Genomic DNA, 18,390 nt, shown 5'->3' on the forward strand with positions numbered 1-18,390 from the left:
ATCGGCAGATCAGTACTAGCGATTAGACGCGACCCTTTGTCGCGCCTAATCTTGACACTGGATATTCCGCCGGTAATGCCCCCATGAACGCCAAGGATCCCACCTGCGCGCTCCCTGCCGCCTCGACAGCCGTGCCCGCCGCCAGCCAGAGCTACCAGTACAGCGACCTCGATCGCAGCGAAACCGCTGAGACGGCCCTTGCCGAAGAAGTGGCCCTGGCGATTGCCTACAACGGCATCAGCCAGGCGGTCATGCTGGTCACCCCCACGGACCTCGAAGACTTTATCGTCGGCTTCAGCATCGGCAGCGGCATCATTGCCGACGCCTCTGAAATCTACGACCTGAAACTCAGCGGCAGCGGCTCGGCCCAGTACGCCCAGGTGGAAATCGCCAGTCGCGCGTTCTGGAACCTCAAGCAGCAACGCCGCCAGCTGGCCGGCACCAGCGGCTGCGGCCTGTGCGGCGTGGAAGCGCTGGAACAGGCACTGCCCGAACTCCAGGTGCTGCCCGGCGCGCCCTTGCCGCCGGCCGCCTGGCTCGACGGCCTGCGCCAACGCATCGGCGCCTTCCAGCCCCTGGGGCAATATTCCGGGGCCGTGCATGCTGCCCTGTTCATGAACGACCAGGGCGAATTGCTGCTGGGCCGTGAAGACATCGGCCGGCACAACGCCCTGGACAAGCTGATCGGCGCGCTGATCCGGCAGAACATCCCGACCACTGGCGGCCTGGCCATTGTCACCAGCCGTTGCAGTCTCGAACTGATCCAGAAAGTCCTGCGCGCCGGCATCCAGACCCTGGTCAGCCTGTCGTCGCCTACCGGCCTGGCCCTGCAGTGGGCGCGCCGGCACAACCTCAATCTCATCCACCTGCCGCAAAAGAATGCGCCGCGGGTCTACAGCCCTGCGATGGAGAAACCCGCGTGAGCAATCATCAACAAGCCGATCAGACCCCCACCCCGCGCTACAAGCCCTACAAGGGCGCGGCCGGTGGTTGGGGCGCGCTGATCAGCGTGGCCCAGGCCTGGCTGACCAGCGATAACGCGCTGAAGAACCTGCGCATGATGCTCAAGACCAACCAGAACGGCGGCTTCGACTGCCCGGGCTGCGCCTGGGGCGATTCGCCGGAAAGCGGCATGGTCAAGTTCTGCGAGAACGGCGCCAAGGCGGTCAACTGGGAAGCCACCAAACGGCAGGTGGACGCGGCGTTCTTTGCCAAGCACAGCGTCACTGCGCTGCTCGAGCAGAGCGACTATTGGCTGGAATACCAGGGCCGCCTGACCGAACCGATGAGCTACGACCCGCTCACCGACCGCTACAAGCCCATCAGTTGGGAAGCCGCCTACGCCAAGGTGGCCAAACACCTGCTCAACCTGACCAGCCCCGACCAGGCCGAGTTCTACACCTCGGGCCGCGCCAGCAACGAAGCGGCGTACCTGTATCAACTGTTCGTGCGGGCCTTCGGCACCAATAACTTCCCCGACTGCTCGAACATGTGCCACGAGGCCAGCGGCGTGGCCCTGGTCCAGAGTGTCGGGGTCGGCAAGGGCACCGTGACCTTCGACGATTTCGAACACGCCGACGCGATTTTCGTCTGGGGCCAGAACCCCGGCACCAACCATCCACGGATGCTCGAACCGCTGCGTGAAGCGGTGAAGCGCGGTGGCCAGGTGGTCTGCATCAACCCGCTCAAGGAGCGCGGCCTGGAACGTTTCCAGCATCCGCAGCACCCGCTGGAAATGCTCACCAATGGCGACAAGCCGACCAACACCGCCTATTTCCGCCCGGCCCTGGGCGGCGACATGGCCGTGCTGCGCGGCATGGCCAAGTTCCTGCTGCAATGGGAGCGCGAGGCCCAGGCGGCGAATGAGCCGTCGGTGTTCGACCACGACTTCCTCAACGAACACACCGCCAATGTCCTCGACTACCTGGCCGCCATTGATGACACCCCGTGGGAGCAGATCGTTTCGCAATCGGGCCTGCCCCTGGTGGAGATCGAGCAAGCGGCGCGGATGTACGTCAAAGGCAAGAACGTCATCATGTGCTGGGCCATGGGCATCACCCAGCACCGGCACTCCGTGCCGACCATCCAGGAAATCGCCAACCTGATGCTGCTGCGCGGCAATATCGGCCGCCCGGGCGCGGGCCTGTGCCCGGTGCGTGGCCACAGCAACGTGCAGGGCGACCGCACCATGGGCATCAACGAGCGTCCACCGGTGGCGTTCCTCGACGCCCTGGAGCGACGCTTCCAGTTCAAGGTACCGCGCAGCAACGGCCATAACGTGGTCGAAGCCATCCACGCCATGCTCGACGGCCGGGCCAAGGTGTTTATCGGCCTGGGCGGCAACTTTGCCCAGGCGACCCCGGACAGCCCAAGGACCTTCGAAGCCCTGCGCAATTGCGAGCTGACCGTGCAGATCAGCACCAAGCTCAACCGCAGCCACCTGACCCACGGCAAGGAAGCGCTGATCCTACCGTGCCTGGGCCGTACCGACATCGACATCCAGAGCGAGGGTCCGCAGGCCGTCACCGTCGAAGACTCGTTCAGCATGGTCCACGCCTCCAATGGCCAGTTGCAGCCACTGTCGAAGCAGATGCGCTCGGAACCGGCGATCATTGCCGGCATTGCCGCCGCGACCCTGGGTACCCAGCCGGTGGACTGGCACTGGCTGGTGGCCGACTACGGGCGCATCCGCGACCTGATCGCCGACACCATTCCCGGCTTCAAGGACTTCAACCAGCGCCTCGCGCACCCGGGTGGTTTCCATCTGGGCAACGCCGCCGGCACACGCCGCTGGCACACCCCGTCGGGCCGGGCGAACTTCCGCTCGAATATCCTGCCGGCCGACCTGATCCACGAGCGCATCCATGCCACCGGCAAGGTGCCGCATCTGATCATGCAATCGATGCGTTCCCACGATCAGTACAACACCACCATCTACGGCCTCGATGACCGCTACCGTGGGGTCAAGGGCCAGCGCGACGTGCTGTTCGTCAATGAGGCGGACATCATCCGCCTGGGCTTCAAGCCGGGCCAGAAGGCCGATATCGTCTCGCTCTGGGAAGACGGCCGCGAGCGCCGGGTCAAGGGCTTCACCCTGCTGGCGTTCGACATCCCCGCCGGACAGGCCGCCGCCTACTACCCGGAAGTGAACCCGCTGGTGCCGCTGGAAAGCATCGGCGACGGCAGCCACACCCCGACCTCCAAGTTCGTCGCCATTGTCCTGGAGCAGGCCAGCGAAACCGGTCTGATCATGGCCAAGGCGAGCTGATCGACACCCCGCGAGGCGCTCTATAACCAGGGCGTCGGATAGCCGCCAGGGCAATAGCAAAAGGCCATTCGACAAACCGCGGGCCCTTTACTAGAGTCTGCGGACGGTGCTGCGAATGTGATGTCCGGCACCCGCCCAGGGACCCTGCCCGCCCGTCGGGCCCGTCCTCCCAGCACGGATTGCGGAGCGCATTTATGTCTATCACGCCCGGTCATACCACGCACTACCACGGCGACACCCCTTCCTCCCCCAACAAAGACAATCGCATCGTCAGCGCCGCGATCCACCCCGCCATCGGCGTGGCGCGGGTCGGCAACAGCGAGGCGGAATACTTTGTCGGCCCCCTGGTGACCTCACCGCGACCCGAGCCCCTGGGCTTCTACCGCGATGCCCAGGGCGCTGAAGCGCCAGGCCGCCGAGTTCCGGCTGTATGGCTACAACCTGGCCGGAGAAGTGGTCGCCGAGCTGACCGTGGAAAACGCCGATATCGTCTGGTCGGCCCATGTCGCCAACAGCAAGGCGCAGTGGTACCAGTGGCAACTGGCGATGGACATCCCCGAAGCCGCCACCGTGGTGCTGCCCCTGCGCAACGCGAAGATCACCGACCCCAAGGCCCGCGCGGCCCTGACCATCGACGGCGGCCTGCAAAGCATCAGCGGGCCGAACCAGAGCGGCGTCGAATTCAACGGGCAGTACGAAGACACCCCGGTCAACCTCGGCGAACTGCGCACCGATGCCCAGGGTCGGCTGCTGTTCCTCGGCGGGCGCGGTGTCTCGGCCTCGCCCGCCGGCACGCCGATCTTCAATCCCGCCGACGGCAACAGCTTCATCAACGCCGACGGCTGGTTCGACGACACCTCCGATGGCCCGATCAGCGCCCAGGTCAGCATCGGCGGGCGCTCGATCCCGGTGGAGTCGGCCTGGGTCGTCACCGCGCCACCGAACTACGCGCCGCAGGTCAAGGCCGTGCGCACCCTGTATGACCTGACCTACGACCTGTTTATCCAGGCCGGCTGGCTGACGCCGAACACCTCGGTCTCGTTCCGCCATGACGTCTATCCGATCCTGCAACGCCTGTCGGGCCTGCAATGGGTCAACCAGGGCTTTGCCACCCAGTTCGGCCACAACGGCCGCTACAACTTCGAAGACCCGGCCTTTATCGCCCAGCTGGCGAGCAAACCGGCACCGGGTAACTATGACCTCTTCGCCGAAACCCGCCGGCAGATCTTCAACAGTTTCCGCCAGCCCGAGCCGACCGATGGCAACGTGCTGCCCTGGCCATGGATCTATGGCGACTTCATGAGCTCGGTGCCCAACCAGAGCCCACGGCAGAATTCGGCGATTACCCAGACCCAGTACCTGGTCCTCTCCAGCTGGGCCGCTGGAACCTTTGAAGCCGACTGGACCAGCGAGCCGCCGCCGGGTCACCTCGACTCGGTGCCCCTGGCCGAACAGCCGGCGATGCTCGACCGCGCAGCCCTCGACTTCTGCCTGGCCGATGCCTTCCACCCCGGCTGCGAACTGACCTGGCCGATGCGCCACCTGCCGCTGTACGCCAAGCCCTGGCGCATCCGCCAACGCGCGGCGGGCAGCCCGCAGCCCGACTACGGGGCGACCCTGGACCAGACCCAGGCGCTGGCCGTCGGCGGTCCGCTTTACGGACAAGCCCCCGGCGACCTGAACCGCTGGATGGGGCTGCCCTGGCAGGCCGACACCGCATATTGCCGTGGCGGCTACGACCAGGCCTACAACCCGTTCACCTCGACCTTCTGGCCGGCCCGCGTACCCAACCAGGTCCTCAGCGATGCCGATTACGCCCTGGTCATCGATCCCTCGGTGGCACCGGAGCAACGTCGCGACGCCTTTGCCGATCGCAGCAACTGGAACTCACCGCTGGACATCAACTATCCGAAAAAGACCCCGACCGCCGTCCAGATGCAGACCATGGTCGATATCTTCGGCTCCATGGGTTTGCTGGAAGTGCGCCAGGGGATCCCCGGTAACCCGGTGTATCCCGACACGATGATGGTCGCCAGCTATGGGCCGGCCATCACCCAGGCGCAGACCTTTGCCAGCCCGCAATTGGCCGCCGATTTCGCCGCGGCGGGCAGTCCGTCGAGCGCGGGCCCACGTCCGCCCAAAGGCGCCAACTTCAGCAGCCCGGAAGAAGCGTTGCAGGCCCCTCGCGCCGTCAAACCCGGAAGCCGTCCGGTCTAGATGGAGCACTACGACGTCGCCATTATCGGTGGCGGCCCGGCCGGCTCGGCGACCGCGATTACCCTCGCTCGCCTGGGCTGGCGGGTGCTGCTGGCCGACTCGGCGCCCGCCGGGCGCTTTCGGGTGGGCGAAGGTTTTCCGCCTTCGGCGCGCTCGCTGCTCAGTGATCTGGGAGTGCTCGAGGGCTTCCTCGACGCCAGGCATCGCACCAGCTACGGCAATGTCTCCGTGTGGGGCTCGGACGAGCCACACGCGGATGACTTCATCTTTCACACCCACGGCCAGGGCTATCAACTGGACCGTGCGGCTTTCGACCAGCAACTGCGTGCGGCGGCGCGACAAGCCGGGGTATCGGTGCACGCCTCCACACGACTGAGCCAGAGCGCCGCCGAAGACGGTTTCCAGCTGCAACTGAGCCGCGACGGCCACGAACACCTGGCCCACAGCCGCTGGCTGATCGACGCCGGCGGTCGCCCGGCCGTATTCGCACGCCAGCAGGGCGCGCAACGCCTGACGGATGATCGACTGGTGGCGTTCTATCTGTTGCTGCACAGTTCACAAGGCAGCGACCAGGACGGTCGGACCCTGGTCGAGGCGGTCGAGCAAGGTTGGTGGTACAGCGTGCTGCTGCCGTCGGGGGAACGGCTGGTGACCTACCTCAGCGATCTCGACCTGCTGGATCGCCAGCAACTGCTGAGCAGCGAAGGTCTGTGGCAGCAGTTGGCACAGACTCGCCTGCTATGGGGACTGTGCCAAACCCACGGCTACCGACCAGGCACCTCGGTCCACGGCATGGACGCCAGCAGCGGGCGGCTTTCGCTGTTCCACGGTGAACGCTGGGCGGCGGTCGGGGATGCGGCCTTGTCCTTCGATCCGTTGTCCTCGCAAGGCATCGCCACCGCCCTTTACTGCGGCCAACACTGCGCCCAGGCCGTGCATGCCGCGCTGCAAGGCGACCCCGAGGCATTGCCCGGTTATGCCGATCTGCTGACACGGATCTACGCCGCTTACCTGGGCAACCGGCAACAGTTCTATGGGATGGAAAAACGCTGGAGCGAATCAATTTTCTGGAACCGGCGCTAGGTCCGGAAAAGCTCTTTTCAGCGGCGCAGGACGTGCAAAACAGGCGAGTTCAAGCGACGTGAGACTGACTAAAATCGACTAAGTTCCCCAGTAAAAACAGTAAGTTATGATTTTGTATACAACCCATGTTATTCGTCGGATTTCAATTGTAACTATTCCTACACAAGCCTCAGGATCGCGCCGTCATCCCTTGGAGGCTCCTCTCACATGAAGTTCTCGTCGATTCTCTTGTTGTCCCTGAGCCTGGCCAGTGGCTTCGCATCAGCCGGTGGTACCGCCGAAGCCGGTATCGGTGGCGCATTGGGCGGGGTACTCGGTTCGGCCGTCGGTCAGTCCCTGGGCGGCAACACCGGCTCGACCATCGGCGCGGCCCTCGGCGGCGCCGGTGGCAGCGCAGTCGGCGCGAATAAACACAGCCGTGGCGAAGCCGCCATCGGCGGTGCCCTGGGCGCAGCCGGTGGCAACGTTGTCGGTCGCAACATGGGCGGTACCAATGGCGCCTTGCTCGGCGCGGCGGCCGGCGGTGGCGCGGGTGGCGCACTGGGCAACTACATGGGCAACTCCAGCGAACGCGAAGGTCGCCATTACCGTGGCGATCGCCGCGACTACCACGGCGAACACCGCGGTCACGGCTACGGCCATCGCAAGCATCGCCGACATTGGGATGACTGATCGCCCGGCCAATGCATAAAGCCCGTCACCCTGCGTCCAATCATGCAGTTTGCATGGGCTTCAGACCCTCTCGAAAAGCCAACCTGTTGATAAAACTGATAATTCAGCAATAAAACAGGTTGGCACGCGCTCTGCTCAGTCCTGCATGAAGGCTGCACGTCTTTCATTCATGGAGCAGAACAACAATGATCGAGCACACTCAATACCCATCTGCCATACGCCACGATGCGTCGACTCACTCAGGGGTGTCCTGGGCGGCGATCTTCGCAGGCGCCGCCGCGGCCGCGGCACTGTCCCTGTTGCTACTCATGCTCGGTGCCGGGCTGGGCTTCTCGACGATGTCCCCCTGGGCCGGCGAAGGCCTCGGCGCCAAGGGCCTCGGCGTGTCGGCGATTATCTGGCTGGCCGTGACCCAGATCCTCGCCTCCGGCATGGGCGGCTACCTGGCCGGTCGACTGCGGGTGAAATGGGTCAACTTGCATGACGACGAAGTCTACTTCCGCGATACCGCCCATGGCCTGCTCGCCTGGGCCGTCGCGACCCTGGTGACGGTCACCCTGGTCGCCGGCTCCGTCAGCGGCCTGATGGGCGGCGGGATCAAGGCCGGGGCGGCAACGGCCGGCAGCAGCGTCCTGCTGAACACGGTGACGGACAGCGGCGACTACTACATCGACAAGCTGTTTCGTGATGGTCGCCCCGTGGCCGTCAGTGAAGACGCCGCCCATGGCGTGGCCACACGCATCCTTGCCCGCAACCTGAGTGTTGGCCCATTGAGCGTCGAAGACCATGCCTACCTGGCGCAACTGGTGACCCAGCGCACCGACCTCTCGCGCACCCAGGCGGAACAGCGGGTCGACCAGGTCTACGGCGAAGCCCGCCAGGACGTCGACGCCGCCACCAACAAGGCCAAGCAGGCGGCCGACAGCGCCGCGAAAGTGGCCGCCTGGTCGACCCTGTGGCTCTTTATCGCCCTGCTGATCGGCGCCTTCTTCGCCAGCCTGGCCGCCACCTTCGGCGGACGCCGGCGCGATGGTGTGCACTTTGTCGAAAGCGCCGACTACCCAGCCCACACAACGACGCTGAGTTAACCCAAGGAGAACAAAAATGCGCTCATTACTGCTGTTTTTTCTAGGCGTGCCGATCCCGGTCATCATCCTGATTGCGTTGTTTGTGCACTGACAACACGCGTTATAAGGCGGCCACCTAAGCCGCCTGACAACACGCAATCCTGTAGGAGCCTGGCTTGCCAGCGAAGGCGTTCGCAAATTCGCTGCAAGTCTTACGGGCCTCATCGCTGGCAAGCCAGGCTCCTACAGGGTCGGTGGTGTGCTTGAAGGAGTTACATTCCATTACATCTTTTCTGTTACCAAACCTTAAGCCTAATTCCTAGAAGCCGCCGATTAGAGCCTTTGCACCATTTCCTCAGCAGCCGGCGTCGCTGTTGAATGATGGTTCAAATACCTAACCCGACAGACCGTTTCAAACCCCAGCCACGTCCCCGAAAACAGGGCCTTTCGCCCCTTCGGATTAAGGGTTATCCCGATATTGATATCAATATGCTACCGATATGATCCGCCGTCCTTGAGCTATGCAATGGAAGCAGGAGATGCGGATCTATTTTGGAGTTTGGCTAGGCATCGGGCTCAGTACCATCGGGTTGTTCTTCAGTCAGTCCCTGCTTATCGGCGCCGGCCTGGTCATGATCGCGGTGGCCTCCCTCACCCTGCGCGCCACACAGCTTTCGACGGCTACCGCCGCCCCCACCCTTACGCCACCGCCCGATACTGACGAGACCGATCTCGACCTGCATAAACTCCTGCCGATAGTCGCCCCGGGCTGGAGTGCCGGCATCGGCCAGAGCCGCGACCTGTTGCAAGCCAATATCAGCGAGCTGTTCCAGCGTTTTGCCAGCATCGCCACACGCCTGGAAGGCGGCCTGCATAACTCCGAAGGCATCCTCGGCAGCGGCGGTGTCGGTGCAAGCCTGCGCGATGCCAACCAGCGCCTGCATGAAGTCACCCAATCCTTCGAAGCCAGCAGCCAGCGCCAGCACGACCTGCTGGACACCATCAGCCACCTGGGCGACTACGCCAGCCAGTTGCAGCACATGGCCAAACGGGTCCAGGAAATCGCCAGCCAGACCAACCTGCTCGCCCTCAACGCCGCCATCGAAGCGGCCCGCGCCGGCGAATACGGACGCGGCTTCTCGGTGGTCGCCGACGAAGTACGTAAACTCTCCACCCTGTCCGCCGAAACCGGCCAGGGCATGGACGCCAAGGTCGGCGAAATCAACCTGGCGATCGAGACCACCATCGCCGAAGCCGCGGAGCTGGGCACCAGCGAACAGGCCAACCTGGACTTCCTCAACCGCTCGGTGACCCAGGTCATGACCCGCCTGGGGGACAACCTCGACGAACTGACCGGCGCCTCCCGCGCCCTGCAACAGGATGCCCGCGCGACCCAGGCCGACATCCAGGCAATCATGGTCAACCTGCAGTTCCAGGACCGCACCGACCAGATGCTCGATCACGTGCAGATCGATCTCGCGAACCTGATCGACGCGATTGCCCGCCAGGACAGCAGCCTCAAGGATCCGGCGGCCTGGCTCGAACGCCAGCGCCAACGCTTCACCACCGATGAAGAACGCCAAGGCCAGACGCACATGAACGCCGCCAGCGAAGTGACCTTTTTCTAGTTTTCCCGCTTTCCCCTTTGCAAGAGTGATGAACATGGCCAAGACCATCCTGATCGTCGACGACTCCCTGTCCATGCGCCAACTGGTGAAGATGAGCCTGACCGCTGCCGGTCACCAGGTCATCGAGGCCTGCGACGGCCGCGATGCCTTGACCAAGCTCAACGGCCAGAAAATCAACCTGATCATCAGCGACGTGAACATGCCCAACCTCGATGGCATCGGCCTGGTGAAAGAGGTCAAGGCGCGCAACGAATACCGCTTCACGCCGATCATCATGCTCACCACCGAAAGCGAGCAATCGAAGAAAGCCGAAGGCCAGGCCGCCGGTGCCAGGGCCTGGATCGTCAAACCGTTCCAGCCCCAGCAATTGCTGGCGGCCGTGGAAAAATTGCTGGGATGACCACGCCATGTTTTCACTGACCCCCGCCAGGGATGACACCCCCGCACAACTGCACCTGAAGGGCGACCTGACCCTGTACGAGGTCAGCATGGCCCGCGACCAGTTGCTCGGCCTGCTGCCGCTGCCGGCGGGGCCCTGGCAACTGGACCTGAGTGGCCTGAACGAACTCGACAGCGCCGGCGCGCAATTGCTCCTGGCGATCCAGCGGGCGCTGTCGTCCATCGACCAACCGACCACCGTGTCGCAGGTCTCGCCGCCGGTGCATGAACTGCTGACCCTGCTGAACCTGGAATCGCTGTACCCCGCCGCCCCGAACGAGGATTGACCGATGCTCAGTGGCGAACAATGGAACCAGCTCCTGCTGGGCTTTCTCAGTGAAGGCCGCGACCTGCTCAAGGAGGCCGAGGACAGCCTGCTGCGCCTGGAAGCCAGCCCCGCCGACCAGGACGCGGTCAACCAGTTGTTCCGCGCCGTGCATACCCTCAAGGGCTCCGCCGGGATCTTCTCGCTGACGCCGCTGGTCAACCTCACCCACCATCTGGAAAGCCTGCTGATGTCGGTGCGCGACGGTCAGCGCCTGCTCACCCCGGCGCTGACCTCATTGATGCTCAACTGCATGGACGAACTGAGCGCGATGATCGAACGGGTCGACCCCGACAGCGGCCTGCTGGACGCCGACGAAGCCCGCCAGGGGCCCTTGCTCGCCGCGCTGTTCGAAGCCCAGGGCCATGTCGCTGAACAGGCGCCGGAACCTGAGACCGCTACCGCGCCAGCCGCCAAGGCAGCGCTCATAAATTGGCAGGTCTCGATTCGTTTTTCCGAAGAGCTGTTTCGCAACGGCTTCGACCCGGCGGCGTTCCTGCGCTACCTCAAGCGCCTGGGCGACATCAGCCAGTTGCAGACCGTCAGCAAGGCCCTGCCGGCACTGGAGCGGCTCAACCCGGAAACCTGCCACCTGGGCTTTGAGTTCAACCTGCGCAGCGCCGCCAGCCAGGGCGAGATCGAGGATGTGTTCGAGTTTATCCAGGACTTCTGCACCTTGCGCCTGGTCCCGGAAGATCGTCTGCCGGTACCGGCGGCGGAAGCGCTGCTGGGGGCCCAGGCAATGCTCGAGCCGGCGCCGGAAAGAACCCCGGTCAGCCGCGACCGCCGGCCGCAGGACACCAGCCTGGTCAAGGTTGCCGCGCACAAGCTCGACGAGTTGATCAACCTGGTCGGCGAGTTGGTGATCAGCACCGCCGGGGCCCAGATGCACGCCCGGCGCAACGGCGACAGCGGCTGCCTGGAAAGCATCCAGGCGGTGCACCAGCACGTCGAACAGATCCGCGAAACCGCCTTGAAACTGCGCATGGTGGAAGTCGGCGAAACCTTCAACCGTTTCCACCGGGTGGTCCGCGATGTCAGCCAGGAGCTGGGCAAGCAGATTCAGCTGAGCCTGCGCGGTGGCGAAACCGAACTGGATAAATCGGTGATCGACAAGATCGCCGACCCGCTGACCCACCTGGTGCGCAATGCCATCGACCACGGCATTGAGTCCGCCGCCGAGCGCCTGGCCGTGGGCAAGCCCGCCGAGGGTAACCTGAGCCTCAACGCCTACCACGACTCCGGCATGATCGTGCTGGAAGTACAGGACGACGGCCGTGGCCTGAACACCGCGCGCATTCTCGAAAAAGCCATCGACAAGGGCCTGGTGGATCCGGATGCGCAACTGGCCGATGCGGACATCCACGGGCTGATCTTCGAGGCCGGGTTTTCCACCGCCGAGCAGGTTTCCAACCTCTCCGGACGCGGCGTCGGCATGGACGTGGTGCGCAGCGCCATCGACCAGTTACGCGGGGTCATCGAGATCGACTCCCAGGCCGGCCAGGGCTGCACCTTCCGTATCCGCCTGCCACTGACCCTGGCGATCATCGACGGTTTCCAGGTCAGTGTCGGCCAGGACAGTTTTGTCATCCCCCTGGACATGGTCACCGAATGCATGGAGGCCAGCCCCGGCCAACTCGGCCAGGGCTACCTCAACCTGCGCGGCAAGCCACTGCCGTGCATCGCACTGGACAGCCATTTCGGCCTGAGCCCGAGCCGCGCGCGCCGGCGCAACATAGTCGTGGTCAGCCAGGGCCGCCAGCAGGCCGGCCTGATCGTCGATCATTTGCTCGGCGAACTGCAGACCGTGATCAAGCCCCTCGGCCAGATGTTCCAGCACCTGCGCGGCATCAGCGGCTCGACCATCCTCGGCTCCGGCCAGGTCGCGCTGATCCTCGATATCGCCAGCCTGTTCCGCCATTTGCAGAGCGCCGCCGAGCCCGCGTCGCCGGCTTCGCTCCACACCCCCTTGTCCAGCCTTTCAGGAGATTGATCATGCAATTCATCAGGAACATGAAGATAGGCATCCGCCTGACCGCGGGGTTCCTGCTGGTGGTGCTGCTGACCGCGAGCATCGGCGTGATCGGCATCCGCAACCTGTCCCAGGTCAACAGCCTCTCGGACCGCATGTACGACCTCGACGTCACCGGCATGAGCCTGATGCAGGAAGCCAATATCCAGCTGATCGTCGTCGGCCGCTCGATGCGTCACACCCTGCTCGCCACCAGCCAGGCCGGGCGCGAACAATCCGCCGGCCAGGCCCGCGCCGCCATGGAGCAGACCCGCAAGCTGATCGCCGAGGCGCGTAAATCCTTTATCACCAAGGACGGCCTGGCCCAGCTCGATCAACTGGACGCACCGCTCAAGGACTACGAGAACCTGGTCCAGCAGGTGCTCGCCACCCACCAGCAGTCCGGGCTGTTGCAGGAAACCAGCGACGTCACCGAATTGCTGCCCAAGGCCGTGGTCAGCGGCGACGTGGTGGACAAACTGATGGGCCAGGTCACCCGCGGCAAACAGGACCGCGCCGCCGAGGCCAACCAGCAGATCAACGATATCGCCACCCGCTCCCAGACCCAGATGATCGCCCTGATCATCGCCGCCACCCTGCTCGGCATTCTGGTCGGCGTGCTGGTGACCCGCAGCATCACCCGTCCGCTCAACGGTGCCGTGGAAGCCGCCAACCGCATGGCCGCCGGCGACCTGGGCCAGGACTTGCCGACCTCCGGCAAGGATGAGACCGGCCAGCTGCTGACCGCCATGCAGAACATGACCTTGCGCCTGCGCAGCATCCTCGGTGACGTGCGCAGCGCCGCCGACTCGCTGTCCTCGGCTTCCGAACAGGTCAGCTCGACCTCGCAGTCGTTGAGCCAGGCAGCCAACGAACAGGCCGCCAGCGTCGAACAGACCAGCGCCTCGGTGGAGCAGATGTCCGCCTCCATCGCCCAGAACACCGAAAGCGCGAAGATCACCGACGGCATTGCCGGCAAGGCCGCCAATGACGCCGTGCAGGGTGGCGGCGCGGTGAGCGACACGGTGCTGGCGATGAAACAGATCGCCGACAAGATCAGCATCATCGACGACATCGCCTATCAGACCAACCTGCTGGCCCTTAACGCCGCCATCGAGGCCGCCCGCGCCGGCGACCATGGCAAGGGCTTCGCGGTGGTCGCCGCCGAAGTGCGCAAGCTGGCCGAACGCAGCCAGGTCGCGGCCCAGGAAATCGGCCAGGTGGCCTCCAGCAGCGTGCGCCTGGCCGAACAGGCCGGTCAATTGCTCAATGAAATCGTGCCGAATATCCAGAAGACCTCGGATCTGGTCCAGGAAATCACCGCTGCCTCCCTGGAACAGAGTGGCGCCGCCGGGCAGATCAATATCGCCATGGGCCAGATGAACCAGATCACCCAGCAGAACGCCTCGGCCTCCGAAGAACTGGCGGCCACAGCCGAAGAAATGAATGCCCAGGCCGGGCAGTTGCAGGAGCTGATCGGCTTCTTCCGTTTCGACGGCGAAGCGGCGCCCGCGTACAAACCACAACCCCGCAGCTTCGACAGCTACACCAGCGGGCCCCAGGACGGCTTCAAAGGCCGCGCGCCGGTGGATGAAGGCCAGTTTGTCAGTTTCACTTGAGGGCCGGATCATGACTGCCAATCTGCGCCACGGGCTCCAGGCCCTGCACGAAGTGCCGCCGGCACCGAGCATCCAGCACCTGTCGTTCCGGGTACGCCAGGCCGCCTATGCGGTGCCGATCGACGGCGTGCGCGAGATCATCGAGTACGGCGACGTCACCGCCGTGCCGATGATGCCGGCGTTTATCCACGGAGTGATCAACCTGCGCGGCAACGTGGTGCCGGTGCTCGACCTGGCGGCGCGCTTCGGCTTCGAGCTGACCGCCGCCGGCAAACGCACCTGCATCGTGATCATCGAGCCGCAGCTCGACGGCAGCGCCCAGCGCATCGGCCTGGTGGTGGATGCGGTGGACGCGGTGCTGGATATCGACCCACATCAGGTGGTCCAGGCGCCGCCATTCGGTTCCGGGATCCGCACCGACTTTATCGCCGGCATGGCTCGCCACGAACAGGGCTTCACCATCATCCTGAATATTCCCCAGGTCCTGTCCCTGGACGATATCCGCCAGCTCAGCCTGGCCGTGGCCCAGGGCAACTGATGTCGAGCCAGCCCACGCTGCCCAGCCTCGGCGACAGCGAATTCCGTAGCCTGCAAAAGCTCATGGCCGAGGCCTCGGGGATCATCCTCGCGCCGAACAAACGGCCGCTGGTGGCCGGGCGCTTGATGAAGCGCCTGCGCCATTACCGGCTCGACAGCTACAGCGACTACCTGCGCCTGCTCGAACAGCAGACACATCTCAAGGAACGGCGGCTGGTGGTGGATCTGCTGACCACCAACGAAACCTACTTCTTCCGCGAGCCGGCGCACTTCGACTACCTCGGCCAGTGGCTCGGTCGTCAGCGCGGCCCGCTGAAGCTCTGGAGCGCGGCCTGCTCGTCCGGCGAAGAACCCTATAGCCTGGCCATGGTCGTCCAGGAGCATCTGCGCGGCGGTGACTGGTCGATCCTCGCCAGCGACCTGAGCCAGAGCATGCTCGAGAAGGCCAGAGACGGCATCTACGACATGGCCCAGGCGAAGAACTTCCCCCAGGGCTGGCTGCATCGCCACTGCCTCAGCGGCATCGGCGAGATGAGCGGACGCTTCCGGGTCCAGGCCGCGCTGCGCGAGCGGGTCAGCCTGCGCGAGATCAATATCGTCCAGCCGCTGCCCGATGGCCTGGGGCGATTCGATGTGATTTTCCTGCGCAATGTCCTGATCTATTTCAACAACGACGAAAAACAGCGCATCGTGCAACGCCTGGTCAGCCAGTTGCGTCCGGGCGGGCTGCTGTTCATCGGTCATGCGGAAAGCATCCACGGCTTCGACGTGCCGGTGCGACTGCTCAATCCCTCGGTCTACGAACGCTTATGAATCCGCCGCTGTTCCTGCGCCCTGGCGACTATTTCTTCGGTCGCCATCAAGGCAGTGTCACCACCCTGCTCGGCAGTTGCGTGTCGATCGTGCTCTGGCATCCCCGCTGGCAACTGCTGGCGGTGTCGCACTATCTGCTGCCCAACGATCCAACCGCGCGCAACGCCCTCGACACCCGCTATGGCGAAGGGGTGTTCCAGCGCATGCTGGCCGACATGCGCCGCCACGGCACCCATCCCCACGAATACCGCAAAAGCATTTTCGGCGGCGGCAGCCTGGTCCGCGCCGACGGCCCGCCAGCGCAGCGGGTCGGGCACAACAACAGCGCCTTCGCCAGGGAACAGTTCAGCCTGCGCAACTGGCCCGTGGACCACTGCGACCTCAACGGCCAGCACTACCGGCGCCTGCGCATCGACGGCACCAGCGGTCGAATCGAGCTCCAGCGCAACAGCGTGCAACCCATGCGCCTGGGGATGCGTCCACGATGATCCGGGTCTTTATCGTCGACGACTCGGCCCTGGTACGCCAGGTCCTTACCCAGTGCCTGGACAGCCACCCGAATATCCAGGTGATCGGCCAGGCCGCCGACCCACTGTATGCCATCGACAAGATGCGCCGCGACTGGCCGGACGTGCTGATCCTCGACATCGAAATGCCGCGCATGGACGGCCTGACCTTCCTGCGCCAGATCATGGCCGAACGACCGACGCCGACCCTGATCTGCTCGACCCTCACCGAGCAAGGTTCGGCGGTCGGTGTCGAAGCCCTGGCCGCCGGCGCGGTCGGGGTGTTCACCAAGGCCCGGCTGGGGCTCAAGCAAAGCCTGGAGCAACTGTCCGGAGAGCTGATCCGCAAGGTCGAGGAAAGCGCCCGGACGCGACCAGTGGCCCTTCGCCACAGCGTGCCTGCCGCAGAATCCGTCGTCACAGCCACGATCAGCTCGCTCAGGACCACCGACCGGGTGGTCGCCCTGGGCTGTTCCACCGGCGGCACCCAGGCCCTGGAATTCATCCTGCGGCAATTGCCACGTGACTGCCCGGGGATTGTCATCGTTCAACACATGCCGGAGAAGTTCACCGCCGATTTTGCCAGGCGCCTGGACAAGCTCTGCCAGATAGAAGTACGCGAGGCCAGGCACCTGGACCGCGTCCACAGCGGGCTGGCGTTGCTGGCACCGGGCGGCCTGCACATGCAGCTCAAACGCAGCGGCGCGCACTATCAGGTCGAGGTACTCGACGGGCCGCCGGTCAACCGGCACAAGCCGTCGGTGGATGTATTGTTTCGTTCAGTGGCCAGACAGGCGGGCGCCAACACCTTGGGCATTATCATGACCGGCATGGGCGACGACGGCGCGCGCGGGCTGTTGGCCATGCGTGAAAACGGCGCCTGTACGGTGGCCCAGGACGAAGCCAGTTGCGTGGTTTTCGGGATGCCGAAAGAGGCCATCCGCCTGGGTGCGGCACAGTGGGTCGAGCCCCTGGCGAAGCTGCCGAAAATGATCCAGCAGTTCGGTGACAGCGCCCGCCACGACTGAACAGAACAAGGTATCCGGCCCTTGAACCCGACATAAACACCGCAGCCCGCCGCGGCGACTGCGCCCTTCCTTTTGCGTCATTGGGCTTGAGCTTATGCTTTGTCGAATACTGCTTGCCGACGACTACCCGCTGTTTCGCGCGGGTATGAAGGCACTGCTGGAAAAACAACAAGAGTACGAAATCGTCGGCGAAGCAGGCGATGGCCAGGCGGCGATCGAGCTGGCCTCAAGGCTCAAGCCGGATATCGTGTTGTTGGACATGTCCATGGAGCGGATGAACAGCGTGGCGGCGCTCAAGGAGCTGTCGTTGCGCGCGCCGCGCAGCAAGGTGCTGATGCTGTCGATGCACACCGACAGCCACTTCGTGATGAAGTGCCTGCAACTCGGCGCCCACGGCTACCTGCTGAAAAACGCCACGGTGCTGGAACTGGAGCTGGCGCTAAAGGCCTTGCGCCACGGAGGCCAGTACCTGTCCTCGGCGGTGGTGCCGCTGGTGGTCGACCAGGCGGTGCGCCAGACCCACAGCCAGCCGATCAAGGCCAGCCAGGTCGCGCTGACGGCGCGGCAACTGGAAATCCTCAGGCTGATCGCCCGGGGCGAGACCACCCGCTCCATCGCGGTGGGGCTTGGCCTGAGCGTCAAGACCGTGGAGGCGCACCGCTCGCAGATCATGCACCGGCTGCGGATTCACGATATTGCCGGACTGGTGCTGTTCGCGGTGCGTGAAGGGATCATTCAGCTCAACGACTGAAGGGCCTCGCGCAAGACAGCAGGGATGCTCACCGGCTGGTTCGAGACGCGATCGACGAACACATGGACAAAGCGTCCGGCCGCACAGGCGTCGTCTTCACCGGCCTTGAACACCGCCAGTTCGTATTGCACCGAGCTGTTGCCCAGCTTGCCGACCCGCAGGCCGATCTCGATGCGCTCGGGGAAGGCGATCGAGGCGAAATAATCACAGGCCGAACTGACCACGAAACCAACGACTTCGCCATCATGGATATCCAGGCCACCCTCTTCGATCAGGTAGGTGTTCACCGCCGTGTCGAAAAAGCTGTAGTAGGTGACGTTGTTCACGTGGCCGTAGACATCGTTGTCGTGCCAGCGCGTGATGATCGGCTGGAAGTGGCGATAGTCGGCGCGTTGCGGCAGGCGGTCGGTCATGGCGGACTCTTGGG

General features: G+C 64.4%; 17 protein-coding genes. 16 read left to right on the forward strand and 1 reads right to left on the reverse strand.

What is annotated here, in order from left to right; genetic code table 11:
* Positions 1-83: 83 nt before the first annotated feature.
* The 16 genes from fdhD to M5B42_RS07615 all read left to right on the forward strand — a co-directional run bounded on the left by fdhD (position 84) and on the right by M5B42_RS07615 (position 17,963).
* Positions 84-923 (forward strand): formate dehydrogenase accessory sulfurtransferase FdhD, encoded by an 840-nt coding sequence (fdhD, locus tag M5B42_RS07540; protein WP_103495423.1) that lies wholly within the window; start codon positions 84-86, stop codon positions 921-923.
* Entirely contained in the window at positions 920-3,268 is a 2,349-nt protein-coding gene (locus M5B42_RS07545; protein ID WP_248745430.1) for an FdhF/YdeP family oxidoreductase, read from the forward strand. The genes fdhD and M5B42_RS07545 overlap by 4 nt, the downstream gene beginning before the upstream one ends.
* 387 nt (positions 3,269-3,655) lie before the next feature.
* Positions 3,656-5,485, forward strand: coding sequence for a LodA/GoxA family CTQ-dependent oxidase (locus M5B42_RS07550; RefSeq protein WP_248745431.1), 1,830 nt, complete (start codon positions 3,656-3,658; stop codon positions 5,483-5,485).
* Complete coding sequence (locus tag M5B42_RS07555) at positions 5,486-6,568, forward strand: NAD(P)/FAD-dependent oxidoreductase (protein ID WP_248745432.1); 1,083 nt, start codon at positions 5,486-5,488, stop codon at positions 6,566-6,568. It abuts the gene before it with no gap.
* A 207-nt stretch (positions 6,569-6,775) separates the two neighbouring features.
* A complete protein-coding gene (locus M5B42_RS07560) occupies positions 6,776-7,240 on the forward strand; it encodes a hypothetical protein (protein WP_103495427.1) in 465 nt (154 codons plus the stop codon).
* A gap of 185 nt (positions 7,241-7,425) precedes the next feature.
* A complete protein-coding gene (locus M5B42_RS07565) occupies positions 7,426-8,328 on the forward strand; it encodes a hypothetical protein (protein WP_248745433.1) in 903 nt (300 codons plus the stop codon).
* Positions 8,329-8,846: 518 nt separating this feature from the next.
* A complete protein-coding gene (locus tag M5B42_RS07570) occupies positions 8,847-9,935 on the forward strand; it encodes a methyl-accepting chemotaxis protein (protein ID WP_283099702.1) in 1,089 nt (362 codons plus the stop codon).
* A 34-nt stretch (positions 9,936-9,969) separates the two neighbouring features.
* Positions 9,970-10,335, forward strand: a complete 366-nt coding sequence (locus M5B42_RS07575) for a response regulator (RefSeq protein WP_100944043.1) — start codon at positions 9,970-9,972, stop codon at positions 10,333-10,335.
* 7 nt (positions 10,336-10,342) lie between these two features.
* Positions 10,343-10,660, forward strand: coding sequence for an STAS domain-containing protein (locus tag M5B42_RS07580; protein WP_248745434.1), 318 nt, complete (start codon positions 10,343-10,345; stop codon positions 10,658-10,660).
* 3 nt (positions 10,661-10,663) lie between these two features.
* Positions 10,664-12,691 carry a chemotaxis protein CheA gene (locus M5B42_RS07585; RefSeq protein WP_248745435.1) on the forward strand — a complete coding sequence of 676 codons (2,028 nt, stop codon included), beginning with the start codon at positions 10,664-10,666 and terminating at the stop codon, positions 12,689-12,691.
* A 2-nt stretch (positions 12,692-12,693) separates the two neighbouring features.
* Complete coding sequence (locus tag M5B42_RS07590; RefSeq protein WP_152741657.1) at positions 12,694-14,328, forward strand: methyl-accepting chemotaxis protein; 1,635 nt, start codon at positions 12,694-12,696, stop codon at positions 14,326-14,328.
* Between the two features lie 10 nt (positions 14,329-14,338).
* Positions 14,339-14,866 (forward strand): chemotaxis protein CheW, encoded by a 528-nt coding sequence (locus M5B42_RS07595; RefSeq protein WP_152741658.1) that lies wholly within the window; start codon positions 14,339-14,341, stop codon positions 14,864-14,866.
* Entirely contained in the window at positions 14,866-15,678 is an 813-nt protein-coding gene (locus M5B42_RS07600) for a CheR family methyltransferase (RefSeq protein ID WP_248745436.1), read from the forward strand. The genes M5B42_RS07595 and M5B42_RS07600 overlap by 1 nt, the downstream gene beginning before the upstream one ends.
* Positions 15,675-16,166, forward strand: a complete 492-nt coding sequence (locus M5B42_RS07605; protein ID WP_248745437.1) for a chemotaxis protein CheD — start codon at positions 15,675-15,677, stop codon at positions 16,164-16,166. The genes M5B42_RS07600 and M5B42_RS07605 overlap by 4 nt, the downstream gene beginning before the upstream one ends.
* Positions 16,163-17,212 carry a chemotaxis response regulator protein-glutamate methylesterase gene (locus tag M5B42_RS07610; RefSeq protein ID WP_152741661.1) on the forward strand — a complete coding sequence of 350 codons (1,050 nt, stop codon included), beginning with the start codon at positions 16,163-16,165 and terminating at the stop codon, positions 17,210-17,212. Before M5B42_RS07605 ends, M5B42_RS07610 begins: the two co-directional genes overlap by 4 nt.
* Positions 17,213-17,306: 94 nt before the next feature.
* Entirely contained in the window at positions 17,307-17,963 is a 657-nt protein-coding gene (locus M5B42_RS07615) for a response regulator transcription factor (RefSeq protein WP_152741662.1), read from the forward strand.
* Here M5B42_RS07615 and M5B42_RS07620 read toward each other — a convergent pair.
* The gene (locus M5B42_RS07620) at positions 17,948-18,376 is read right to left on the reverse strand and encodes a thioesterase family protein (protein ID WP_177104392.1); all 429 of its coding nucleotides are present in this window, start codon (positions 18,374-18,376) and stop codon (positions 17,948-17,950) included. The two genes, M5B42_RS07615 and M5B42_RS07620, sit on opposite strands and share 16 nt — an antisense overlap.
* Positions 18,377-18,390: the final 14 nt, after the last annotated feature.

Origin of the sequence: Pseudomonas sp. MWU12-2037 (assembly GCF_023242345.1) — a bacterium.
GTDB classification, from domain to species: Bacteria; Pseudomonadota; Gammaproteobacteria; order Pseudomonadales; family Pseudomonadaceae; genus Aquipseudomonas; species Aquipseudomonas gingeri_D.